The following is a 24,028-nucleotide window of genomic DNA, read 5'->3' as shown; positions in this document are numbered from 1 at the left end:
GGATGGAGCTCTACGGTCGGGCCCGCGATGCCGACCAGGCGGCGGCCGGGTACTACAACCGAAATGTCGGTGTGCGGACGCCTGCCGGAAAGTTCAACGTCCGCATTCCCCTGGAAGCGGCTGACAGCATGGACCTGCGGCTATGGCGGGAAGAGGACGTGCTTGCCTGCATCCGCCCGTACGTCGGACGGGTACCCGAACTCCGTCACGTCTCGGACGATCCCCGTTTCCAGGTTCACCACTTCATCGAGGGCAGGGTGCTCGACAGCTTCTCCCCCCGAGGCAGCTCCGTTCCGGCCAACGTGTTGGCCGATGTGGTCACCCTCATGGACCAGCTGGTGCGGATTCCGCGAGAGGAGGCCCCGCAGCTGCCGGAGCGCTGGCCGGAATCGGGTGACAGCGGCGACTTCGGCCGCCTTCTGGCCGCCCTCACCCGGCAGGTCCACTCCACCCATCTCGCGGAGTACCGCGATGTCTTCGCGGAGTTGGGAATCCCCGAAGATCCCCTGGCCGTGGTCGAGCCGCTGTGGAAGACGCTGGCGCCTCGGCCATTCGCCGTGCTCCATGCCGATCTCCACCGCAAGAACATGATCGTGACCGAGGGCGAAACGTGGTTCCTCGACTGGGAGCTCGCCTTGTGGGGGGATCCGGTGTACGAGCTGGGCATCCACTTCCACAAGATGGACTACCCGGCCGACCAGCAGGCGGACGTCCTGCGTGCGTGGCGGGCGAGGCTGCCCGCGCAGTTCACCGCGGGGCCTGTCGACGACCTTCGCCTGTACATGGCGCACGAGAGGATCAAGTCGGCGATCGTGGACACCGTCCGCTATTCGAAGCAGCTGGCGGGCGCTGCCCAACCCGAGCGGGACTTCCTCATCGGGCGTTTGACCAAGAAGGTGAACGTTGCCCGCCAGGTGTGGGGATCGCCTCCCGATCTGACCGCGCAGAGGGTCGCCGAGTCGCTTGTACCCTGGTGGAAGGGATAGCCGTGGACGCTGTCGCCCTGTACGAAAAGGCTCGGCTGGGAGGCACGGCCCTCGCGGGGCACTACAACCGGAACGTCCGCGTCGAGACGGATGCCGGCCCCGTCATGGTCCGTATCCGGGTCCGGGAGTCCGAGGCGATGGATCTCACCCTGTGGCCCGAGGCCGCCGTACTCGACGCGGTCGGCCCCTACGTCCCTTCCGCCCCGCGTCTCCTCCACGCGGGTGTGGATCCCGACTTCCAGATCCACGAGTTTCTTCCCGGCCGACGGGTCGACCAGCTGGTCCCGGAGGGAAAGCCCCTGCCCGACGCCGTGCTGCACGCGGTCGAAGGGTTCTTCGGCTGCCTGCTGCGTGTGCCCGCCTCCGCGCTGCCTGCCCTGCCCGGGGGCTGGCCTCAGGACGGCGACACCGCAGGCTTCGCCGGGCGGCTGCTCGGGCTCGTAGGGGAGATCCGGCGCAGAGGCGACGAGAAGACCGGCAGGCTCTACGAGTCGCTCGGGGTGCCCGAGGATCCGTGTGCTGTGCTCAGGGACCGGGCCCGCCTGATGGCCCAACGCAGCTTCGCGCTGCTGCACGCGGACATCCACCGGCAGAACATGATGCTTGACGACCAGGGGCGCGTCGCCTTTCTCGACTGGGAACTGGCCCTGTGGGGCGACCCCGTCTACGACCTCGCCGACCACCTCCACAAGATGTCGTACACGCCGGGTGAGCAGAGCGTGGTGCGCGAGGGCTGGGAACGCCAGGCTCCGCCGCAGTGCCGCCGGCAGTGGCGTGCCGATCTCCACTACTACCTCGCCTACGAGGCGGTGAAGTCCGCAGTCGTCGACGCCGTTCGCTGGGGCAGGCGCATCGCCGCCGCGGAGGCTACGGCTGACCGACGGGCGCTGGCCCGGCAGCTGGCCGGCAAACTCGCCGCCGCCAGGCCGCACTGGGGCACTGGTGCACCGCCCGTTCCGGGCGTCGGGGAGATCGAATCCGCTGCCGACCGCTGGGCGGCCGCAGGCTGAACCGCCTGAGGGAGCCGGGGGGAGGTAGAGTCGCGCGGCGTGATCGAAACCCTTGTGTGGATTGCCCTGGCGCTCGGCGTGGTCGGGGTGTACCTCAGTTGGACCGCCGGGCGGTTGGACCGGCTGCACTCGCGGATGGACGCGGCCCGGGCCGCTCTTGACGCGCAGCTCGTGCGGCGGGCCTCCGTGGTGCTGGAGGTGGCCACCTCGGGGGTGCTCGACCCCGCCTCCTCGCTCGTGCTGTACGAGGCCGCCCACGCCGCCCGGCAGGCCGAGGAGGAGCAGCGCGAGGTCGCCGAGAGCGAGCTGAGCCAGGCGCTGCGCGCGGTGTTCGCCGATGCCGGCCAGGTCGAGGTGCTCAAGGCGGCCCCCGGGGGCGAGGGCGCCGCCGAGGAGCTCGCCGCGGCCGTGCGGCGGGTGCCCATGGCGCGGCGGTTCCACAACGACGCCGTACGGGCGGCGCGGGCCCTGCGCCGGCACCGCAAGGTGCGGTGGTTCCGGCTGGCCGGGCATGCGCCCTTCCCGCTCGCCTTCGAAATGGACGACGAGCCGCCGGTGGATCTTGCGGATCGGCCGACTTAGACCGCATGGAGCCTCCGAAAGGGCCACTCGCTCCATATTGGCCCTTGCAGTGGACTGGTCGGGGAGGGTTTCCTCAGGCAAGTACGTCAGGTACGTACACCGAGTACACCAGCCCGAGTGAGGTCAATCCGTGAGCACGCTTCCCTCCACCCCGCAGTCCGCTGAGTCCTCGGCGATCGGCACCTCCCGCGTCAAGCGCGGCATGGCCGAGCAGCTCAAGGGCGGCGTGATCATGGACGTGGTCAACGCCGAGCAGGCCAAGATCGCCGAGGACGCCGGCGCCGTGGCCGTCATGGCCCTGGAGCGGGTGCCCGCCGACATCCGCAAGGACGGCGGCGTGGCCCGCATGTCCGACCCGAACATGATCGAAGAGATCATCGACGCCGTCTCCATCCCGGTCATGGCCAAGTCCCGCATCGGCCACTTCGTCGAGGCCCAGGTCCTGCAGTCCCTCGGCGTCGACTACATCGACGAGTCCGAGGTCCTGACCCCGGCCGACGAGGTCAACCACTCCGACAAGTGGGCGTTCACCACCCCCTTCGTCTGTGGCGCCACCAACCTGGGCGAGGCCCTGCGCCGCATCGCCGAGGGCGCGGCCATGATCCGCTCCAAGGGCGAGGCCGGCACCGGCAACGTCGTCGAGGCCGTCCGCCACCTGCGCCAGATCAAGAACGAGATCGCCAAGCTGCGCGGCTTCGACAACAACGAGCTGTACGCCGCCGCCAAGGAGCTGCGCGCCCCGTACGAGCTCGTCAAGGAGGTCGCCGAGCTCGGCAAGCTCCCGGTCGTGCTGTTCTCCGCCGGTGGCGTCGCCACCCCGGCCGACGCCGCCCTGATGCGCCAGCTCGGCGCCGAGGGCGTCTTCGTCGGCTCCGGCATCTTCAAGTCGGGCGACCCCGCCAAGCGCGCCGCCGCCATCGTGAAGGCCACCACCTTCTTCGACGACCCGAAGATCATCGCGGACGCCTCCCGCAACCTGGGCGAGGCCATGGTCGGCATCAACTGCGACACCCTCCCCGAGGCCGAGCGCTACGCCAACCGGGGCTGGTAGCCAGCATGAGCATTCCCGGCACCCCCGTCATCGGGGTCCTGGCCCTGCAGGGCGACGTACGGGAGCACCTGATCGCCCTGGCCGCGGCGGACGCCGTGGCCAGGCCGGTCCGGCGTCCCGAGGAGCTCGCCGAGGTCGACGCCCTGGTGATCCCCGGTGGCGAGTCCACGACGATGTCGAAGCTCGCCGTCCTGTTCGGCATGCTGGAGCCGCTGCGCGAGCGCGTCCGGGCCGGCATGCCCGTCTACGGCACCTGCGCGGGCATGATCATGCTCGCCGACAAGCTGCTCGACGGCCGTGACGACCAGGAGACGCTCGGCGGCATCGACATGATCGTCCGCCGCAACGCCTTCGGCCGCCAGAACGAGTCCTTCGAGGCACAGATCGACTTCGCCGGCATCGACGGCGGCCCCGTCGAGGGCGTCTTCATCCGCGCCCCGTGGGTCGAGTCGGTCGGCGCCGCCGCCGAGGTCCTCGCCACGTACGACGGCCACACCGTCGCCGTCCGCCAGGGCAACGTGCTGGCGACCTCGTTCCACCCCGAACTCACCGGCGACGACCGTGTGCACGCGTACTTCGTCGACATGGTGCGCGCGGGGCTGTAATCAGGTCCCGGTAGGATCGGAGACGAACACTGTTGGTGACGCGAAGGAGACAGGCGGATGTCCGGCCACTCTAAATGGGCTACGACGAAGCACAAGAAGGCCGTGATCGATGCCAAGCGCGGCAAGCTCTTCGCGAAGCTGATCAAGAACATCGAGGTCGCGGCCCGGATGGGCGGCGCCGACCCCGAGGGCAACCCGACGCTCTACGACGCCATCCAGAAGGCCAAGAAGAGCTCGGTCCCGAACAAGAACATCGACTCCGCGGTCAAGCGCGGCGGCGGCCTCGAAGCCGGCGGCGTGGACTACGAGACGATCATGTACGAGGGCTACGGCCCGAACGGCGTCGCGGTCCTCATCGAGTGCCTCACCGACAACCGCAACCGCGCCGCGTCCGACGTCCGCGTCGCCATGACCCGCAACGGCGGTTCGATGGCGGACCCGGGCTCGGTCTCGTACCTGTTCAACCGCAAGGGCGTCGTCATCCTGCCGAAGGGCGAGCTCACCGAGGACGACGTGCTCGGCGCGGTGCTTGAGGCCGGTGCCGAAGAGGTCAACGACAACGGCGACACCTTCGAGATCATCAGCGAGGCCACCGACATGGTCGCGGTCCGTACCGCGCTCCAGGAGGCCGGCATCGACTACGACTCCGCCGACTCCAGCTTCGTCCCGACCATGCAGGTCGAGCTCGACGAAGAGGGTGCGCGCAAGATCTTCAAGCTGATCGACGCGCTGGAGGACAGCGACGACGTGCAGAACGTCTTCGCCAACTTCGACGTCTCGGACGAGGTCATGGAGAAGGTCGACGCCTAGGCTGCGCCTTCCACCCATGTGTGGCGACGGGCCGACGGGGACACACCCCGTCGGCCCGTCGGCTTGTCAGTGGTGCCGGATAGTCTGACGGCGTCAACGGGGTGTTCGGCGCGAGGAGGGGGGCACGGTGCGCGTACTCGGCGTGGACCCGGGGCTGACGCGGTGCGGTGTCGGCGTGGTCGAGGGGGTGGCCGGACGGCCACTGACCATGATCGGCGTCGGCGTGGTCCGTACCCCGGCGGACGCCGAGTTGGGTCGCCGGCTCGTCGCCATCGAACGGGGCATCGAGGAGTGGCTGGATGCGCACCGGCCCGAAGTCGTCGCCGTGGAGCGGGTGTTCAGCCAGCACAACGTGCGTACGGTGATGGGGACCGCACAGGCGAGCGCCGTTGCCATGCTGTGTGCCGCCCGGCGCGGGATACCGGTCGCCCTGCACACCCCCAGCGAGGTCAAGGCCGCCGTCACGGGCAGCGGCCGGGCCGACAAGGCGCAGGTCGGCGCCATGGTGACCCGGCTGCTGCGGCTCGCCGCCCCGCCGAAGCCGGCCGACGCCGCGGACGCCCTCGCGCTCGCCATCTGCCACATCTGGCGGGCTCCCGCCCAAAGCCGCCTCCAGCAGGCGGTCGCCCTGCACGCCTCCGCCTCGAAAGGCCGCCCCTCATGATCGCGTTCGTCAGCGGCCCGGTCGCCGCACTCGCCCCCACCCTGGCCGTGATCGAGGTCGGGGGAGTGGGGATGGCCGTGCAGTGCACGCCGAACACCATCGCGGGCCTGCGGATCGGCGAGAGCGCCCGGCTGGCCACCTCCCTGGTGGTGCGGGAGGACTCGCTGACGCTCTACGGCTTCGCCGACGACGACGAGCGCCAGGTCTTCGAGCTGCTCCAGACCGCCAGCGGGGTCGGGCCCCGGCTGGCGCAGGCGATGCTCGGGGTGCACAGCCCGGACGCGCTGCGGGTGGCCGTCGCCTCGGGGGACGAGAAGGCCCTGACGGCGGTGCCGGGCATCGGCAAGAAGGGGGCCCAGAAGCTGCTCCTGGAGCTCAAGGACAAGCTGGGCGCGCCGCTGGGCACGGGTGCCCTGGTGGGGGCCCAGCGGGCCGCCGCCACGGGGCCCGCCCCCTGGACCGAGCAGCTCTCCGCGGCCCTCATCGGCCTGGGCTACGCCGCCCGGGAGGCTGAGGAGGCCGTCACGGCGGTGACCCCGCAGGCCGAGGCGGCCATCGCCGCGGGCGGTCCCGCCCCGGTCCCGCAGCTGCTGCGCGCCGCCCTCCAGACCCTGAACCGCGCCCGCTGACCGGGGCGCCGCCGCGGCCCGAAGCCGATCACCGTACGAACCGAGAAGGCAGACTGACACCGTGAACTGGGACGACGAGAGCGACCGGGACGAGCGCATTGTCGCGCCCGCGGCGGACGGCGAGGACACCGCCGTCGAGGCGGCCCTGCGCCCCAAGGACCTCGGCGAGTTCGTCGGCCAGGAGAAGGTCCGCCAGCAGCTGGACCTCGTACTGAAGGCCGCCCGCCAGCGCGGCGCCACCGCGGACCACGTCCTGCTCTCCGGCGCCCCCGGCCTCGGCAAGACCACCCTCTCCATGATCATCGCAGCGGAGATGGGCGCGCCCATCCGGATCACCTCCGGCCCCGCCATCCAGCACGCCGGGGACCTCGCCGCCATCCTCTCCTCCCTCCAGGAGGGCGAGGTCCTCTTCCTCGACGAGATCCACCGCATGTCCCGGCCCGCCGAGGAGATGCTCTACATGGCCATGGAGGACTTCCGGGTCGACGTGATCGTCGGCAAGGGCCCCGGCGCGACCGCGATCCCGCTGGAGCTGCCCCCGTTCACCCTGGTCGGGGCGACGACCCGGGCCGGGCTGCTGCCCCCTCCGCTGCGCGACCGCTTCGGCTTCACCGGGCACATGGAGTTCTACGCGCCCGAGGAGCTGGAGCGCGTCATCCACCGCTCCGCTCGCCTCCTCGACGTGGAGATCGACCCCGCGGGCGCCGCCGAGATCGCCGGTCGCTCGCGCGGCACCCCGCGCATCGCCAACCGCCTGCTGCGCCGCGTCCGCGACTACGCCCAGGTGCGGGCCGACGGCGTGGTCACCCGGGAGGTGGCCGCCACCGCCCTGCAGGTGTACGAGGTGGATGCGCGCGGGCTGGACCGGCTGGACCGGGCCGTCCTGGAGGCGCTGCTCAAGCTCTTCGGCGGCGGGCCCGTCGGGCTGTCGACCCTCGCCGTGGCGGTGGGGGAGGAGCGTGAGACCGTGGAGGAGGTCGCCGAGCCGTTCCTCGTCCGCGAAGGCCTGCTCGCCCGTACTCCTCGCGGGCGGGTCGCGACCCCCGCCGCATGGGCTCACCTGGGGCTTGTCCCGCCGCAGCACGGCGGGAGTGGATCAAGCGGACAACAGGGCCTGTTCGGGGCCTGACGGCGCGGAGGTTCGACCGCTCAGGAACTGCGGTGCCATGCTGGGCGTTGTTCCATCGGTGCGGACTCGCCTAGACTCCGCCGATGCCGACCCTTCCGGTCGGTATGCCCACCCCCGTAGAAAAGGCCGCCGCATGTGCGGTCGTGCGAAGGACCTACGTCCGTGAATCTCTCATTCCTCCTCCCCATCCTCCTGGGTGTCGGCGCCATGTTCCTGCTGACCCGCAGCCAGAAGAAGAGGCAGCAGCAGGCCGCGCAGATGCGCGAGCAGATGACGCCGGGCACCGGCGTCCGCACCATCGGCGGCATGTACGCCACGGTGAAGGAGATCGGCGACGACACCGTCACCCTTGAGGTGGCCCCCGGCGTCCACGCGATCTACGCCAAGAACGCCATCGGCGCCGTCCTGGAGGACGCGGAGTACAACCGCATCGTCCACGGCATCGTCGAAGATCCGACGATCGACGCGCCGGTGGTCCCCGACGACGCCTCGTCGCTGACCGGGACCGAGGACGGGTCCGCCGACGCGGACGCGGCCGGGACCGGGACGCCGAAGCTCGACCTGGGCAAGAAGGACGAGTCCGAGGACGACGAGCCCAAGGACGGCAAGGCCGACGGCGACGCCGGCGCGAAGTAGCACGCGCCCGGCCGGGGACCGCGGGCGCCTGACCGGCAGCCGTAGCGGTCCCCGTAAGTGACACTTCTGCGGGGGGCAGGGGTCCCCACACACATTTCGTGGCCGTCCGCGCGCTGACCCGGCGCGGGACGGTTGGACAGGGAGATACGACAAGGTGGCAGCACCGAAGAAGGGCCGGCGGCCCACGGGGGCTCAGGGGAGGCCGGGGCGCGCCCTGGCCGTCATCCTGATCGCAATGGTGGCGCTCACCGCGGGGATGTTCCTCACGAAGCAGACGACCCCCCGGCTCGGCATCGACCTCGCCGGCGGTACGAGCATCACGCTCAAGGCCAAGAGCGAGCCCGGCAAGCCGGACGCGATCAACGAGACCAACATGAACACGGCGGTCGGCATCATCGAGCGCCGCGTCAACGGTCTCGGCGTGACTGAGGCCGAGGTCCAGACCCAGGGCCGCGACCACATCATCGTGAACATCCCCAAGGGGACGAACGAGCAGCAGGCCCGCGAGCAGGTCGGCACCACCGCCCAGCTCTATTTCCGCCCGGTCCTGGCCTTCGCCGACGGCGCCCCCGTGGCCCCCGAGGCCACGCCGAGCCCCTCCGCGAGCGGCTCCGGCGCCCCCAAGGCCGAGGGCAGCAAGCCCAGCGCGCCGGCCACCCCGTCGTCCAGCGCCACTTCCCAGGGCCGTGCGCTCAGCGAGGCCCTCAAGGCCCCGGCCGCGCCCACTCCCTCGCCCTCGGCGAGCGAGTCGAAGAAGGCAGACGACACCAAGGCCCCCGCGCCGACCCCGGCCCCCTCGGGTGCCGATGCGGCCGCCGCCGACCTCCAGGCGAAGTTCGCCGCGCTGGACTGCACCAACGAGGCGCAGCGCGCCGCCGCCGGCAAGGGCGCCAAGCCCGAGGAGCCCACGCTCGCCTGCGGCAAGCGCGGCGACGCCTGGGGCAAGTGGATCCTCGGCCCGGCCGGGGTCGCGGGCACGGACGTCAAGGACGCCAAGGGCGTCATCGACCCGCGCCGCGGCCAGTGGATCGTCACCATGGAGTTCACCGACAAGGGCGCCGACAAGTTCGCCAAGATCACCGGTGAGCTCGCCACCAAGCAGATGCCGCAGAACCAGTTCGCCATCGTGCTCGACGGCGAGGTCGTCTCCGACCCCTCCGTGAGCCAGGCGCTGACCGGCGGCAACGCCGAGATCTCCGGCGGCTTCACCCAGCAGTCCGCGCAGGACCTGGGCAACATGCTCTCCTACGGCGCCCTGCCGCTGTCCTTCCAGGAGGACAGCGTCACCACCGTCACCGCCGCGCTCGGCGGCGAGCAGCTGAAAGCCGGCCTGATCGCCGGCGCCATCGGCCTCGCCCTCGTCGTGATCTACCTGCTCGTGTACTACCGGGGCCTGGCGTTCATCGCCATCATCAGCCTCCTGGTGTCCGCGGTCCTCACCTACACGATCATGGCGCTGCTCGGAAAGGGCATCGGCTTCGCGCTGAACCTGCCCGCCGTCTGCGGTGCGATCGTCGCGATCGGCATCACCGCGGACTCGTTCATCGTCTACTTCGAACGCATCCGCGACGAGATCCGCGAGGGCCGCACCCTGCGTCCCGCCGTGGAGCGGGCCTGGCCGCGCGCCCGGCGCACCATCCTGGTCTCCGACTTCGTGTCGTTCCTGGCCGCCGCGGTGCTGTTCATCGTCACCGTGGGCAAGGTGCAGGGCTTCGCCTTCACCCTGGGTCTGACCACCCTGCTCGACGTGGTCGTGGTGTTCCTCTTCACCAAGCCGGTCATGACGCTGCTTGCCCGTACGAAGTTCTTCTCCAGCGGTCACCCCTGGTCCGGGCTGGACCCGAAGCGGCTCGGCGCCAAGCCGCCGCTGCGCCGGTCCCGCCGTACCGGTTCCGGTACGGCCACCGGCGCCGCTTCCGTCACCGCTCCCGTCGACGTAAAGGAGGCGTGAGAGATGTCGAAGCTGGGAGATCTCGGCGCCAAGCTGTACCGCGGTGAGGTCGGGTACGACTTCGTCGGCAAGCGTTTCGTCTGGTACGGCGTTTCCATCCTGATCACCATCACGGCGATCGTGGCCCTGGCCGTCCAAGGCCTGAACATGGGCATCGAGTTCAAGGGCGGTGCCGTCTTCACCACCCCGAAGACGGCCGTCTCCGTCGCCAAGGCGACCGAGGCCGCGGAGAAGGCCTCGGGCCACGACGCGATCGTCCAGGAGCTCGGCACCGGCGGCCTGCGCATCCAGATCTCGGGTCTGGACACCGACGCGGCGGCCGACGTGAAGAAGGAGCTCGCCGCCGACCTCAAGGTCACGGAGAAGGACATCAACGCCGACCTGGTCGGCCCCAGCTGGGGCGAGCAGATCGCGAACAAGGCCTGGACCGGCCTCGGTGTCTTCATGGTCCTCGTCGTGATCTACCTCGCCATCGCCTTCGAGTGGCGGATGGCGGTCGCGGCACTGATCGCCCTGATCCACGACCTCACGATCACGGTCGGCGTGTACGCGCTGGTCGGGTTCGAGGTCACGCCGGGCACCGTGATCGGTCTGCTGACCATCCTCGGTTACTCCCTCTACGACACCGTCGTCGTCTTCGACGGTCTCAAGGAGGGCTCGAAGGACATCACCAAGCAGACCCGCTACACCTTCAGCGACGTCGCCAACCGCAGCATCAACGGCACCCTGGTCCGTTCCATCAACACCACGGTCGTCGCGCTGCTCCCGGTCGGGGCGCTGCTCTTCATCGGCGGCGGTTTCCTGGGCGCGGGCATGCTCAACGACATCTCGCTGTCGCTGTTCGTCGGCCTCGCGGCCGGTGCGTACTCCTCGATCTTCATCGCGACCCCGCTGGTCGTGGACCTGAAGGAGCGCGAGCCCGCCATGAAGGCCCTGCGCAAGCGGGTCCTCGCCAAGCGCGAGGCCGCGGCCACCAAGGGCGACCCCGCGGACGAGGGACACGGGTCCGAGGCCGGACCCCAGGTCGTGGCGCAGGGCCGCGCGGGGCGGCGCCGGTGAGCCCGCTGTCCCCCGAGGTGCACGACCTGCTGCTCAGCCGGATCAAGGACGTCGCCGACTACCCGAAGCCGGGCGTGATGTTCAAGGACATCACCCCGCTGCTGGCCGACCCGAAGGCCTTTGCGGCGCTGACGGCCGAGCTGGTGGACCTCGCCACCCGGTACGGCGCCACGAAGATCGTCGGACTGGAGGCGCGCGGCTTCATCCTCGCGGCCCCGGTCGCGGTCCAGGCGGGCATCGGCTTCGTGCCGGTCCGCAAGGCCGGAAAGCTGCCGGGCGCGACGCTCGGACAGGCGTACGACCTGGAGTACGGGACCGCCGAGATCGAGGTCCACGCGGAGGACCTGGCCATCGGCGACCGGGTCATGGTGATCGACGACGTCCTGGCCACCGGCGGCACGGCCGAGGCCTCGCTCACGCTGATCCGCCGTGCGGGTGCCGAGGTCGCCGGTGTGGCCGTACTGATGGAGCTGTCGTTCCTGCCGGGCCGCGAGCGGCTGTCCGGTGCGCTGGCGGGCGCCCCGCTGGACGCGCTGATCGTGGTCTGATCGCGGTCTGACGACACCCCCCGTGAAGCGGGCGGGTACCCGGGACACCCCGGGTACCCGCCCGCTGCGCATACCCGGCCGTTCCACTCCCCGGGCGCGGGGAACAGGGCGGCGCAACCCTCGCTACCATGGTTTATCCGGACCTGACCGGGGCACCGGATCGTCCCCCGGACTCCGTCCGGGGGGACCCCCAGAGGAGCGCTCTTGCCAGACGAGGTCCAGCCACTCTCCGCCGCGCAGCCCGAACCGCAGACCGAGCAGGCCGCGACGCCCCCCGCCACGCCCCCGCCGGCCCCGCCCGTGCGGCCCGCGCCGGCGAAGCCCGTGCCGGCGAAGTCGGCCGGGTCCTCGAACCGCGTACGCGCACGGCTCGCCCGCCTCGGCGTCCAGCGTTCCAACCCGTACAACCCGGTACTGGAACCCCTGCTCCGCATAGTCCGCAGCAACGACCCGAAGATCGAGACGGCGACCCTGCGCCAGATCGAGCAGGCGTACCAGGTCGCCGAGCGCTGGCACCGCGGCCAGAAGCGCAAGAGCGGCGACCCGTACATCACCCACCCGCTCGCCGTCACCACCATCCTCGCCGAGCTCGGCATGGACCCGGCCACCCTGATGGCCGGCCTGCTGCACGACACCGTCGAGGACACCGAGTACGGGCTGGAGGACCTGCGCCGCGACTTCGGCGACGCCGTGGCCCTGCTCGTCGACGGCGTCACCAAGCTGGACCGGGTCAAGTTCGGCGAGGCCGCGCAGGCCGAGACCGTCCGCAAGATGGTCGTGGCCATGGCCAAGGACCCCCGCGTCCTGGTCATCAAGCTCGCCGACCGCCTGCACAACATGCGCACGATGCGCTACCTCAAGCGGGAGAAGCAGGAGAAGAAGGCTCGCGAGACCCTGGAGATCTACGCCCCGCTGGCGCACCGGCTGGGCATGAACACCATCAAGTGGGAGCTGGAGGACCTCGCCTTCGCGATCCTCTACCCCAAGATGTACGACGAGATCGTCCGCCTCGTCGCCGAGCGGGCGCCCAAGCGCGACGAGTACCTCGCCGTCGTCACCGACGAGGTGCAGAGCGACCTGCGGGCCGCCCGCATCAAGGCCACCGTCACCGGCCGCCCCAAGCACTACTACAGCGTCTACCAGAAGATGATCGTCCGCGGCCGTGACTTCGCGGAGATCTACGACCTGGTGGGCATCCGCGTCCTCGTCGACACGGTCCGCGACTGCTACGCGGCGCTCGGCACGGTCCACGCGCGGTGGAACCCGGTCCCCGGCCGGTTCAAGGACTACATCGCGATGCCCAAGTTCAACATGTACCAGTCGCTCCACACGACGGTCATCGGGCCCAGCGGCAAGCCGGTCGAGCTGCAGATCCGCACCTTCGACATGCACCGCCGCGCCGAGTACGGCATCGCGGCGCACTGGAAGTACAAGCAGCAGACCGTCGCCGGCACCTCCAAGGTCCGCACCGACGTCCCGCAGGCCGCCAAGGGCAGCGCCGGCCAGGACACGGTCAACGACATGGCCTGGCTGCGCCAGCTGCTGGACTGGCAGAAGGAGACCGAGGACCCGGGCGAGTTCCTCGACTCGCTGCGCTTCGACCTCTCCCGCAACGAGGTGTTCGTCTTCACCCCCAAGGGCGACGTCATAGCGCTGCCGGCCGGGGCCACTCCGGTGGACTTCGCGTACGCCGTCCACACCGAGGTCGGCCACCGCACCATAGGGGCCCGGGTCAACGGGCGGCTCGTCCCGCTCGAATCGACCCTCGACAACGGCGACCTCGTCGAGGTCTTCACGTCCAAGGCCGAGGGCGCGGGGCCGTCCCGCGACTGGCTCGGCTTCGTCAAGTCCCCGCGGGCCCGCAACAAGATCCGCGGCTGGTTCTCCAAGGAGCGCCGCGACGAGGCCATCGAGCACGGCAAGGACGCCATCGCGCGGGCCATGCGCAAGCAGAACCTGCCGATCCAGCGCATCCTGACCGGCGACTCGCTCGTCACCCTCGCCCACGAGATGCGCTACCCCGACATCTCCTCCCTGTACGCGGCGATCGGCGAGGGCCACGTGGCCGCGCAGGGCGTCGTGCAGAAGCTGGTGCAGGCCCTCGGCGGCGAGGAGGCGGCCAACGAGGACATCGAGGAGAGCGTCCCGCCCTCGCGCGCCCGCACCAAGCGGCGCGGCAGCGCCGACCCCGGCGTGGTCGTCAAGGGCGTCGACGACGTCTGGGTCAAGCTGGCCCGTTGCTGCACCCCGGTACCGGGCGACCCGATCATCGGCTTCGTCACGCGCGGTAGCGGCGTATCGGTTCACCGCGCCGACTGCGTCAACGTGGACTCCCTCTCGCAGCAGCCGGAGCGGATGCTCGAAGTGGAATGGGCGCCCACCCAGTCCTCGGTCTTCCTGGTCGCCATCCAGGTCGAGGCCCTGGACCGGTCCCGCCTGCTGTCGGACGTCACCCGGGTCCTGTCGGACCAGCACGTGAACATCCTCTCGGCGGCCGTCCAGACCTCCCGCGACCGGGTCGCCACCTCCCGCTTCACCTTCGAGATGGGCGACCCCAAGCACCTCGGCCACGTCCTGAAGGCCGTTCGGGGTGTGGAGGGCGTCTACGACGTCTACCGTGTGACCTCAGCAAGGAGGCCCTGACCGGCCTACGCCCACGCCGACGCCACCCCGGGGGGAGCACGTGGCAGGTACCGACGTGTTCCCCGCGAAACTCGCCGAGCGCTACCGCCCGTTGAACGTCCTGGGCCGCGGCGGCATGGGCGTGGTGTTCGCCGCGGAGGACACCCGACTGCGGCGCCCCGTCGCGGTCAAGATCCTCTCGGCCTTCGGGACGAGCCCCTCGCAGGAGACACTGCGGCGGTTCGTGTCCGAAGCCATCGCGCTGGCGCGGATCCGCCACCCCGGCGTCGTGGGGATCTACGACTCCGGGGTCGACCGGGACAGCGGAACGCCGTACCTGGTGATGGAGCTGCTCGACGGCATCGACCTCTCGACCATGGCCGCAGGGAGCCCGCTGCCCGTGGCGGCGGCATGCCGGATCGCCGTCGAGATGCTCGGGGCCCTGGAAGCGGCGCACAGGAGCGGGGTCCTGCACCGCGACGTGAAACCCGGCAACGTGCGCATCAGCCGGGACGGCCGGGTGGTGCTCTACGACTTCGGCCTCGCCGTGGTGGCGGAGGAGCCCCGGATCACCACGGCCGGCGGCAAACTGGTCGGCACGGCCCAGTACATGGCTCCGGAACGGATCCAGGGGGTGGCGCCCTCGGGAGCCACCGACCTCTACAGCGTCGGCGCCTGCCTCCACTTCATGCTGACCGGAAGTCCGCCGTTCGGCAGCCGGCCCATGGACTTCGGCGTCCTGGTGCTCAAGGCCGCCAAGGGAGTCCCCTCGCTCAGGGAGCACCGGCTCCCGCTGCCCGACGGCCTGCTGTGGGCGGTGGACTCCCTCTGCGCCGTCGACCCCCGGGGCCGGCCTTTGAACGCGGCCGAGGCGGCCGCGACGCTGAGGCCCTGGGCGGCCGGAGGAGAACAGCAGGTCGTCGAGCTCCTCCGGCACCACCTGGAGGAGCCGCCCCGGGAAGCGCAGCGCGCGCGGTATCCCGGCCGCCGCACGGTGGAGGAATCCGGCGGGTGGGCAGCCGTGGCCCCCGAGCCCGTTCCCGCCTTCGACTGGCAGGACGTCGACGTCGCGGACAGCGAGGCCGCCGAGGCGCCGAGCCAGCTCAGCCTCAGCGATCTGACCCGCCGCCTCGTGCACAGCCGGATGACCGAGCGCACCGCGCTGTCCCGGCAGCGGGAGGCCGTCGTCCTGGTCCAGCGCGGGGAGTTCCGGCAGGCGGCCCAACTCCTGGCCGGAGTCACGCCGTACTGCCATGAATCGCTGGGCGCGAGCCATCCGACCACCCTCGCCTGCCAGTATTGGCAGGCCGTGTGCCAGGCCCGGCTCGGGGAGCCCGCCGCGGCGCTGGAGCTGTTCGCCCGGGTGAGCACGCACATCGGAACGGGACAGGAGAGGAACGGATCGGATGCCTGAGTACGCGTTACGGGTGGACCCCGTCAGACCGGGAGACGGGCCGGAGGCCGAGCTGCGGTCACTGCTGCGCTGGCTGAAGGAGGACGAGGCCCTCGGCCGCGACCTGCGCGCCGTGATCGGGAGCGACAGCCCGCCGCCGCCCTCCGCGCCGGACACGACCCCGCCCGCGACGCCCATGGGCAGCCCGGGCTTCGACGTGCTCCAACTCGCCGTCGGATCCGGCCTGTCCGCCGCCTCGCTGGTCTTCTCGGTGCTCCAGTGGCAGGCCTCCCGCCGCCGGGCGCCTTCCCTCACCGTCAGCCGCGCGGGCTACGAGGTCCGGCTCACCGGTGAAGCGGCCGAGGACCCCGAGGTGCTGCGCCGGATCGTCGCCGCGCTGGAGCCCGTACGGCCGCAGGACGGGGACGATGACGGGGCTTCCTGACCCCGGGGCCTCGCGCGCCGTCCTCATCGGCACCGCCGGATACCGCCACCTCGCCGCGCTCCCGGCGGTCGAGGCCAACGTCAAGGACCTGGCCGCCGAACTGTGCGACGCGACCGTCTGGGGACTGCCCGAGCAGCACTGCACCACCGTGCTGGACCCGCAGCACCCCGCCGAGCTCCTCGACCCGGTCAACCGGGCGGGGGAGGAGGCCGCCGACACGCTCCTGGTCTACTTCGCCGGACACGGCATGCGGGACGCGGAGACCGCCGACCTCTACCTGGCCCTCCAGGGCTCCCGCGAGCACGTCGGGTACACCGCCGTCGCCTACCAGCACCTGCGCTCCGCTCTGCGCGACTCCGGGGCCCGGCGCAAGGTGGTCGTACTCGACTGCTGCTTCAGCGGCCGGGCCGCCCGTACGCTCGCCGGCCCCCCGGAGGCGCTCGCCGCGCAGGCGGCCGTCGAGGGCGCGTACGTCCTCACCGCCTCGCCGCGCGACCGCGTCGCCCTCGCCCCGGACGGCGAGCGGCACACCGCGTTCACCGGAGAGCTGCTCAGGATCCTGCGCGACGGGATCCACGACGGGCCCGAGCTGATCGATCTGGACACCCTGTGCCGCACCATGGAGTCCAGGCTGCGCAGCAAGAACAGGCCGCTCCCGCAGAGCGCCCAGGAACGGGGCATGGGCCGGCTCCGGCTCGTGCGCAACCGGGCCCGGGCCGTGAGCGGCGCCCCCGCCGGCCCGGTCCTGGCCGCGGACGTGCGCTCCGCCATGGTCGTCGCGGGGATCGGGCTGGCCCGCTCCCTGCGGGCGGCCGGCCGCAGCGGCGACGCGTTGCCCGTCCTGCGCCTCGCCCTGCAGGAGCGGATGCCCGACGGGGAAGGCGACCTGCTGGCCGTGCAGCTGGAACTGTCCGACATCCTCCAGGAGACCGGACAGACCCGGGAGGCCATCGAGGTGCTGGAGGAGGCGTTCCAGCAGGCGCACCGCTTCTACGGACCGGAGGCCGTGCAGGTGTGCCGCCGCCTGGCCGCCCTGCTGCAGGAGTCCGGGAACCACGTGGAGGCCTGCGCGGTACTCGAACACGCCCTGGACCTCCTGGAGGACGGCAGCCGCGCGCTGTGAGCGGCCCGCCGAGGCGATCCGCCCGGCAGCCGCGAACGGCTCCGCAGCCGCGAACGGCTCCGCAGGCGCGAACGGCCCCGCCGACGCGAACGGCCCCGGTACGGACATCCGTACCGGGGCCGTCGTCCTCCGCGCCCTGGCGGGGGCCGGGTGATCAGCCGCCGAACTCCTCCAGGCCCTTCAGCGCCTGGTCCAGGAGCGCCTGGCGGCCCTCCAGCTCGCGGGCCAGCTTGTCGGCCTTCGCGTTGTTGCCCGCCGCACGGGCCGCGTCGATCTGCTCACGCAGCTTGTCGACCGCCGCCTGCAGCTGACCCGTCAGACCGGCCGCACGGGCCCGCGCCTCCGGGTTCGTACGGCGCCACTCGCCCTCCTCGGCCTCCTGGATGGCCCGCTCCACCGCGTGCATCCGGCCCTCGACCTTCGGGCGGGCGTCACGCGGTACGTGGCCGATGGCCTCCCAGCGCTCGTTGATGGAACGGAACGCGGCCCGGGCCGCCTTCAGGTCCGTCACCGGGACGAGCTTCTCGGCCTCCTCGGCCAGCTCCTCCTTCAGCTTCAGGTTCTCCACCTGCTCGGCGTCGCGCTCCGCGAACACCTCGCCGCGCGCCGCGAAGAAGACGTCCTGCGCCCCGCGGAAGCGGTTCCACAGGTCGTCCTCGGCCTCGCGCTGCGCCCGGCCCGCCGCCTTCCAGTCCGCCATCAGCTCGCGGTAGCGCGCGGCCGTCGGACCCCAGTCCGTCGACTTCGACAGCGACTCGGCCTCCGCGACCAGCTTCTCCTTGACCTTGCGGGCCTCCTCGCGCTGCGCGTCCAGCGAGGCGAAGTGCGCCTTGCGGCGCTTGGAGAAGGCGGAGCGGGCGTGCGAGAAGCGGTGCCACAGCTCGTCGTCCGACTTGCGGTCGAGCCGCGGCAGCCCCTTCCAGATGTCCACCAGGGCGCGCAGCCGCTCGCCGGCGCTGCGCCACTGGTCGCTCTGCGCCAGCTGCTCGGCCTCGACGACCAGCGCGTCCTTGGCCGCACGGGCCTCGTCCGTCTGCTTGGCCTTCTGGACCTTGCGCTCCTCGCGCCGCGACTCCACGGTCGCGACGAGCTTGTCCAGCCGCACGCGCAGGGCGTCGAGGTCGCCCACGGCGTGGTGCTCCTCCACCTGGGCGCGCAGGTGGTCGATCGCCGTCTGCGCGTCCTTGGCGGACAGGTCGGTGGTCCGCACCCGCCGTTCGAGGAGGCCGATCTCGACCACCAGGCCCTCGTACTTGCGCTCGAAGTAGGCCAGGGCCTCCTCAGGGGTGCCCGCCTGCCAAGAGCCGACGACCTTCTCGCCCTCGGCAGTACGCACGTACACGGTGCCCGTCTCGTCGACGCGGCCCCACGGGTCGCTGCTCACAGCGCCTCCTCCACCTGATGCCTGCGAGGGGTTCACCCCCTGGGCATCGTCCACAGTTTCCTGGGGCGGGCAGCGCCCGCCCTGCACAACGCCAACATAGGCGACCGCCGGGCCGGCTGTCCGCATCCCGCACGACGGAATATCGCCGTACGGGAGGGACGCCGGCCGGGCCCGGCCACCGGAACCGTCAGTTCTGCGTGACGGTGGCCTTCTCGATGGTCACGGGGGTCTTCGGGGCCCCGTCCTGGCCGCCGTCAGCCGTCCCCGCCTTCGCGACCTCCTCCAGCGCCTTCAGGCCCGCCGCGTCGATCTTGCCGAAGGGCGTGTAGGACGGGGCCAGCGGGCTGTCCTTGTAGACCAGGAAGAACTGGCTGCCGCCGCTGTGCGGCTGGCCCGTGTTGGCCATCGCCACCGTGCCTGCCGGGTAGACGACCTGACCCTGCTCGTTCGGCTTGCCCAGCGAGTCGAGGTTCTCGTCCGCGATGGTGTAGCCGGGGCCGCCCATGCCGGTGCCCTGGGGGTCGCCGCACTGGAGCACGAAGATCCCCGAGGTGGTCAGGCGGTGGCACTTCGTCTTGTCGAAGAAGCCCTTGTCCGCAAGCGCCTTGAACGAGTTCACGGTCTCCGGCGTCTTCGCCGCGTCCATCTCGACCTTGACCTCGCCCGCGCTGGTCTTCAGGTCGAAGGTGTACTTCGCCTTCCGGTCGATCGCCATCGCCGGGGCGGGGGACTGCTGGGGTGTCGGCGAGGCCGACGGGTTCGCCGACGGGTCCGCCGCCTCGTCCTTCTTGTCCTTGTCGAAGACGCCGCCCACGACCAGGCCCACCAGCGTCGCGACCGCCACGGCCACCGCCGCGCCGATCACCGCCGCCCGCTGCCGCGCCTTGCGCCGGGCTTCCGCCCTGCGCTTCTGCTGACGCTCGTACTTCTCCCTGGCGAGCTGTCGCCGCCGCTGATCGCTCGTGACCACCGGGTCGTCTCCTTGTACGTGTCTGGCACCGCTGTCCGGGCTCGGATAGGCCGTACCGTATATGGGTTCGCTGTGTAACGAGCCGCGCCGGTAGGCTCTGAGCAGCAGCATTCCGATCCGGGACCGCTGCAGCAGCTCCCGCCGGACGACGATTGAGGACGAACGTGCTGATTGCCGGATTCCCCGCCGGAGCCTGGGGGACCAACTGCTACGTGGTCGCCCCCGCCGCCGGCGAGGAGTGCGTCATCATCGACCCGGGCCACCAGGCCACCCAGGGTGTCGAGGAGACGCTGAAGAAGCACCGGCTCAAGCCCGTCGCGGTCGTCCTCACCCACGGCCACATCGACCATGTGGCCTCGGTGGTCCCGGTGTGCGGAGCGCACGACGTACCGGCCTGGATCCACCCCGAGGACCGCTACATGATGAGCGACCCGGAGAAGGCCCTCGGCCGCTCGATCGGGATGCCGCTGATGGGCGAACTGACCGTCGGCGAGCCGGACGACGTCCGCGAGCTGACGGACGGCGCGGGGCTGAGGCTCGCCGGTCTGGACTTCACGGTCGCGCACGCGCCCGGCCATACCAAGGGGTCGGTGACCTTCCGGACGCCGGAGGCCGCGGACATCCCGTCCGTCTTCTTCTCCGGCGACCTGCTCTTCGCCGGCTCCATCGGACGCACCGACCTGCCCGGCGGCTCCCACGCCGAGATGCTCGAATCGCTGGCCCGCGTGTGCCTGCCGCTCGACGACTCGACCGTGGTGCTGTCCGGCCACGGCCCCCAGACCACCATCGGCCGCGAGCGCGCGGGCAACCCGTACCTGCGGGAGGTCGCCGCCGGCCTGGGAGCGGACCCCAGGGGTGCCGCGCCCGCTCCACGACGAGGAATGTGACGAGACTTCCGTGAGCACCTTCAAGGCCCCCAAGGGCACGTACGACCTGATCCCGCCGTACTCGGCGAAGTACCTGGCCGTCCGCGACGCCATCTCCGGGCCGCTGCGCCTGTCCGGCTACGGGTACGTCGAGACCCCCGGCTTCGAGGACGTCGACCTGTTCGCCCGCGGTGTCGGCGAGTCCACCGACATCGTGACCAAGGAGATGTACACCCTCACCACGAAGGGCGGCGCCAACCTCGCCCTGCGTCCCGAGGGCACCGCCTCCGTGCTGCGCGCGGCGCTGGAGGCGAACCTGCACAAGGCCGGCGGCCTGCCGGTGAAGCTCTGGTACTCGGGCTCGTACTACCGCTACGAGCGCCCGCAGAAGGGCCGGTACAGGCACTTCTCGCAGGTCGGCGCCGAGGCGATCGGCGCCGAGGACCCGGCCCTGGACGCCGAGCTGATCATCCTGGCCGACCAGGCCTACCGCTCGCTCGGCCTGCGCAACTTCCGGATCCTGCTGAACTCGCTCGGCGACAAGGAGTGCCGCCCGGTGTACCGGGAGGCGCTGCAGTCCTTCCTGCGCGGCCTCGACCTCGACGCGGAGACCGTCCGCCGGGCCGAGATCAACCCGCTGCGCGTCCTCGACGACAAGCGGGACGACGTCCAGAAGCACCTCGTCGGCGCCCCTGTGCTGCGCGACTACCTGTGCGACGCGTGCAAGGCGTACCACGAGGAGGTGCGGGCGCTGATCACGGCGGCCGGGGTCGCTTTCGAGGACGACGAGAAGCTGGTGCGCGGGCTCGACTACTACACCCGCACCACCTTCGAGTTCGTCCACGACGGCCTCGGTTCGCAGTCGGCGGTCGGCGGCGGCGGCCGCTACGACGGCCTGTCCGAGATGATCGGCGGACCGGCGCTCCCGTCGGTGGGCTGGGCGCTCGGCGTGGACCGCACCGTGCTGGCGCTGGAGGCGGAGGGCGTCGACCTGGACATCCCGCCGACGACGTCGGTGTTCGCGGTGGCGCTCGGCGAGGCGAAGCCGAAGCTGTTCTCCCTCGTCACGGAGCTGCGGCGGGTCGGGATCGCGGCGGACATCGCGTACGGGGGCAAGGGCCTCAAGGGTGCGATGAAGGACGCGAACCGCAGTGGGGCGCGCTTCGCGCTGGTCGCGGGGGACCGGGACCTGGCGGAGGGCGTCGTCCAGCTGAAGGACATGGAGTCGGGCGAGCAGGCGGCGGTGGCCCTGTCGGAGGTCGTCGAGGTCCTCCTGGCCAGGCTGGCCTGAGCCGTACGACCTCACGGCGGGGCCGGGGCACGCGCCCCGGCCCCGCTTCCGCTACCCGGGCCCCGGCGGGGCGGGATCCGCGGCTGCATCAGGTGGTCCTTATGTCCGTCGAACGGTGGACGGACGGCTTCGTACGGCACAATGGCCGGTGCTTGATGACCTTGCAGATGTGGAGCGGGCGGTATGACGACACGAGGTACGGACGCAGACACCGCCCCGCGGACGGTCGGGGGCAGCAGGGCGCTGGCGCTGCTGCTGGTGATCACGGGCGCCGCCGGTCTGCTGGCGGCCTGGGTGATCACGATCGACAAGTTCAAGCTGCTGGAAGACCCCAACTTCACGCCGGGCTGCAGCCTCAACCCGATCGTCTCCTGCGGCAACATCATGAAGAGCGACCAGGCGGCCGTCTTCGGCTTCCCGAACCCGATGATGGGGCTCGTCGCGTACGGGATCGTGATCTGCGTCGGCATGAGCCTGCTGGCCGGGGCCCGCTTCCGGCGCTGGTACTGGCTGACCTTCAACGCCGGAGCCCTGTTCGGCGTCGTCTTCTGCGCCTGGCTGACGTACCAGTCGCTCTACACCATCAACTCCCTGTGCCTGTGGTGCTGCCTGGCCTGGGTGGCCACCATCTTCCTGTTCTGGTACGTCACCGCGCACAACGTGCGGGAGGGCCTGCTGCCCGCCCCGGGCTGGCTGCGCGGCTTCCTCGACGAGTTCCCGTGGGTGCTGCCCGTCCTGCACGTCGGGATCATCGGCATGCTGATCCTGACCCGCTGGTGGGACTTCTGGACCTCCTGACCGGGAGCTCCTGACCGCGAGCGCGACCGCGGACCTGCTGACGCGCGGACCCGCTGACGCGCGGGGCGCTGTCAGTGGGCTCGCATAGGCTTCCTGTGTGGAACCAGACCTGTTCACCGCCGCTGCCGAAGACCGCAGGGAGAAGGATCCGACGAGCTCCCCGCTCGCCGTCCGCATGCGCCCGCGCACCCTGGACGAGGTCGTCGGCCAGCAGCACCTGCTGAAGCCCGGCTCACCGCTGCGACGGCTGGTGGGGGAGGGGGCGGGCGGCCCGGCAGGCGCCTCGTCGGTGATCCTGTGGGGGCCGCCGGGCATCGGCAAGACCACCCTGGCGTACGTGGTGAGCCAGGCGACGCAGAAGCGGTTCGTGGAGCTGTCCGCCATCACGGCGGGCGTCAAGGAGGTACGAGCCGTCATCGAGGGCGCCAAGCGCGCGGCCGGCGGCTACGGCAAGGAGACCGTCCTCTTCCTGGACGAGATCCACCGCTTCAGCAAGGCCCAGCAGGACTCCCTGCTCCCCGCGGTGGAGAACCGCTGGGTGACGCTGATCGCGGCCACCACCGAGAACCCGTACTTCTCGATCATCTCCCCCCTGCTGTCGCGGTCGCTGCTGCTGACCCTGGAGCCCCTGACCGACGAGGACCTCAGCCGGCTGCTGCGGCGGGCCCTGACGGAGGAGCGGGGGCTCGGCGGGGCCGTCTCCCTGCCCGCGGACGCGGAGGCGCATCTGCTGCGGATCGCCGGCGGCGACGCGCGGCGCGCCCTGACCGCGCTGGAAGCCGCTGCCGGAGCCGCGATCTCCAAGGGGGACCCGGAGATCACCCTCCAGACCCTGGAGGAGACGGTCGACCGCGCGGCGGTGAAGTACGACCGCGACGGCGACCAGCACTACGACGTGGCGAGCGCCCTGATCAAGTCGATCCGGGGCTCGGACGTGGACGCGGCGCTGCACTACCTGGCCCGGATGATCGAGGCGGGCGAGGACCCGCGGTTCATCGCCCGGCGCCTGATGATCTCGGCCAGCGAGGACATCGGCCTGGCGGACCCGACCGCCCTGCCGATCGCCGTGGCCGCGGCCCAGGCGGTGGCGATGATCGGCTTCCCGGAGGCGGCCCTGACCCTGTCGCACGCGACGATCGCTCTGGCTCTGGCACCCAAGTCCAACACCGCGACGACCGCGATCGGCGCGGCCCTGGCGGACGTCCGCGCGGGCCTGGCCGGGGCGGTTCCGGCCCACCTGCGGGACGGCCACTACAAGGGGGCGGCGAAGCTGGGCCACGCCGTGGGATACGTGTATCCGCACGACGTGCCGGGCGGCATCGCCGCGCAGCAGTACGCCCCGGACGAGGTCCAGGGCAAGCGGTACTACGAACCGACCCGGTACGGGGCGGAGGCGCGGTACGCGGACGTGGTGGAGAAGATCCGAGAACGCCTCCGCGGATCCTGACGGCACCGCCGGGCGCCGTCGCGACCCGG

23 protein-coding genes are annotated in these 24,028 nt (G+C 71.3%); 21 read left to right on the top strand and 2 right to left on the bottom strand.

Translation table 11 applies throughout. From position 1 onward, the window contains the following. The first annotated feature begins 2 nt into the window (after nt 1-2). The 17 genes from AC0666_RS22270 (at nt 3) to AC0666_RS22190 (ending at nt 17,243) form a co-directional block, all read left to right on the top strand. A complete protein-coding gene (locus AC0666_RS22270) occupies nt 3-986 on the top strand; it encodes a phosphotransferase family protein (RefSeq protein ID WP_478708195.1) in 984 nt (327 codons plus the stop codon). 2 nt (nt 987-988) lie between these two features. Then, entirely contained in the window at nt 989-1,996 is a 1,008-nt protein-coding gene (locus AC0666_RS22265) for an aminoglycoside phosphotransferase family protein (protein WP_478708166.1), read from the top strand. Nucleotides 1,997-2,035: 39 nt separating this feature from the next. Continuing rightward, nucleotides 2,036-2,578: a LemA family protein gene (locus AC0666_RS22260; protein ID WP_468583714.1), complete on the top strand. Its 543-nt coding sequence runs from the start codon at nt 2,036-2,038 to the stop codon at nt 2,576-2,578. A 130-nt stretch (nt 2,579-2,708) separates the two neighbouring features. Next, nucleotides 2,709-3,629 (top strand): pyridoxal 5'-phosphate synthase lyase subunit PdxS, encoded by a 921-nt coding sequence (gene pdxS, locus AC0666_RS22255; RefSeq protein ID WP_356848359.1) that lies wholly within the window; start codon nt 2,709-2,711, stop codon nt 3,627-3,629. Between the two features lie 5 nt (nt 3,630-3,634). Next, nucleotides 3,635-4,234 carry a pyridoxal 5'-phosphate synthase glutaminase subunit PdxT gene (gene pdxT, locus AC0666_RS22250; RefSeq protein ID WP_468583713.1) on the top strand — a complete coding sequence of 200 codons (600 nt, stop codon included), beginning with the start codon at nt 3,635-3,637 and terminating at the stop codon, nt 4,232-4,234. Nucleotides 4,235-4,291: 57 nt separating this feature from the next. Then, the gene (locus tag AC0666_RS22245; protein WP_468583712.1) at nt 4,292-5,044 is read left to right on the top strand and encodes a YebC/PmpR family DNA-binding transcriptional regulator; all 753 of its coding nucleotides are present in this window, start codon (nt 4,292-4,294) and stop codon (nt 5,042-5,044) included. Nucleotides 5,045-5,171: 127 nt separating this feature from the next. Next, nucleotides 5,172-5,708, top strand: a complete 537-nt coding sequence (gene ruvC, locus AC0666_RS22240) for a crossover junction endodeoxyribonuclease RuvC (RefSeq protein WP_468970785.1) — start codon at nt 5,172-5,174, stop codon at nt 5,706-5,708. Continuing rightward, entirely contained in the window at nt 5,705-6,337 is a 633-nt protein-coding gene (gene ruvA / locus AC0666_RS22235; protein WP_468970787.1) for a Holliday junction branch migration protein RuvA, read from the top strand. Before ruvC ends, ruvA begins: the two co-directional genes overlap by 4 nt. 61 nt (nt 6,338-6,398) lie before the next feature. Continuing rightward, entirely contained in the window at nt 6,399-7,466 is a 1,068-nt protein-coding gene (ruvB, locus tag AC0666_RS22230) for a Holliday junction branch migration DNA helicase RuvB (protein ID WP_468583710.1), read from the top strand. Nucleotides 7,467-7,628: 162 nt separating this feature from the next. Continuing rightward, nucleotides 7,629-8,102, top strand: a complete 474-nt coding sequence (gene yajC / locus AC0666_RS22225) for a preprotein translocase subunit YajC (protein ID WP_468970790.1) — start codon at nt 7,629-7,631, stop codon at nt 8,100-8,102. A gap of 154 nt (nt 8,103-8,256) precedes the next feature. Then, complete coding sequence (secD, locus tag AC0666_RS22220) at nt 8,257-10,053, top strand: protein translocase subunit SecD (RefSeq protein ID WP_361719191.1); 1,797 nt, start codon at nt 8,257-8,259, stop codon at nt 10,051-10,053. A 3-nt stretch (nt 10,054-10,056) separates the two neighbouring features. Next, the gene (gene secF, locus AC0666_RS22215; protein ID WP_468583707.1) at nt 10,057-11,112 is read left to right on the top strand and encodes a protein translocase subunit SecF; all 1,056 of its coding nucleotides are present in this window, start codon (nt 10,057-10,059) and stop codon (nt 11,110-11,112) included. Continuing rightward, entirely contained in the window at nt 11,109-11,660 is a 552-nt protein-coding gene (locus tag AC0666_RS22210) for an adenine phosphoribosyltransferase (RefSeq protein WP_361719186.1), read from the top strand. The genes secF and AC0666_RS22210 overlap by 4 nt, the downstream gene beginning before the upstream one ends. A 204-nt stretch (nt 11,661-11,864) precedes the next feature. Next, on the top strand, nt 11,865-14,303 hold the full coding sequence (locus tag AC0666_RS22205; protein ID WP_361719183.1) for a RelA/SpoT family protein: 2,439 nt from the start codon (nt 11,865-11,867) through the stop codon (nt 14,301-14,303). Between the two features lie 40 nt (nt 14,304-14,343). Then, nucleotides 14,344-15,696, top strand: coding sequence for a serine/threonine-protein kinase (locus AC0666_RS22200; RefSeq protein WP_468970795.1), 1,353 nt, complete (start codon nt 14,344-14,346; stop codon nt 15,694-15,696). Further along, nucleotides 15,689-16,120: an effector-associated constant component EACC1 gene (locus AC0666_RS22195; RefSeq protein WP_468970798.1), complete on the top strand. Its 432-nt coding sequence runs from the start codon at nt 15,689-15,691 to the stop codon at nt 16,118-16,120. Before AC0666_RS22200 ends, AC0666_RS22195 begins: the two co-directional genes overlap by 8 nt. Continuing rightward, complete coding sequence (locus tag AC0666_RS22190; protein WP_361719174.1) at nt 16,104-17,243, top strand: caspase, EACC1-associated type; 1,140 nt, start codon at nt 16,104-16,106, stop codon at nt 17,241-17,243. Before AC0666_RS22195 ends, AC0666_RS22190 begins: the two co-directional genes overlap by 17 nt. A 154-nt stretch (nt 17,244-17,397) precedes the next feature. Here AC0666_RS22190 and AC0666_RS22185 read toward each other — a convergent pair whose 3' ends face one another. Next, a complete protein-coding gene (locus tag AC0666_RS22185; RefSeq protein WP_468970801.1) occupies nt 17,398-18,627 on the bottom strand; it encodes a DUF349 domain-containing protein in 1,230 nt (409 codons plus the stop codon). Nucleotides 18,628-18,814: 187 nt separating this feature from the next. Continuing rightward, nucleotides 18,815-19,597: a peptidylprolyl isomerase gene (locus AC0666_RS22180; RefSeq protein WP_468970804.1), complete on the bottom strand. Its 783-nt coding sequence runs from the start codon at nt 19,595-19,597 to the stop codon at nt 18,815-18,817. Between the two features lie 164 nt (nt 19,598-19,761). Between AC0666_RS22180 and AC0666_RS22175 the strand changes: the two genes are divergently transcribed. The 4 genes from AC0666_RS22175 (at nt 19,762) to AC0666_RS22160 (ending at nt 23,999) form a co-directional block, all read left to right on the top strand. Continuing rightward, nucleotides 19,762-20,484: an MBL fold metallo-hydrolase gene (locus AC0666_RS22175; protein ID WP_468970807.1), complete on the top strand. Its 723-nt coding sequence runs from the start codon at nt 19,762-19,764 to the stop codon at nt 20,482-20,484. A gap of 10 nt (nt 20,485-20,494) precedes the next feature. After that, nucleotides 20,495-21,754 (top strand): histidine--tRNA ligase, encoded by a 1,260-nt coding sequence (gene hisS / locus AC0666_RS22170; RefSeq protein ID WP_478708165.1) that lies wholly within the window; start codon nt 20,495-20,497, stop codon nt 21,752-21,754. A gap of 183 nt (nt 21,755-21,937) precedes the next feature. Then, nucleotides 21,938-22,552: a vitamin K epoxide reductase family protein gene (locus AC0666_RS22165; protein ID WP_361719160.1), complete on the top strand. Its 615-nt coding sequence runs from the start codon at nt 21,938-21,940 to the stop codon at nt 22,550-22,552. A 97-nt stretch (nt 22,553-22,649) separates the two neighbouring features. Beyond that, on the top strand, nt 22,650-23,999 hold the full coding sequence (locus AC0666_RS22160; protein ID WP_478708164.1) for a replication-associated recombination protein A: 1,350 nt from the start codon (nt 22,650-22,652) through the stop codon (nt 23,997-23,999). Nucleotides 24,000-24,028 lie beyond the last annotated feature (29 nt).

It is taken from the genome of Streptomyces sp. NPDC043680 (genome assembly GCF_056436685.1).
This window is presented reverse-complemented; position numbering and strand designations above follow the sequence as displayed.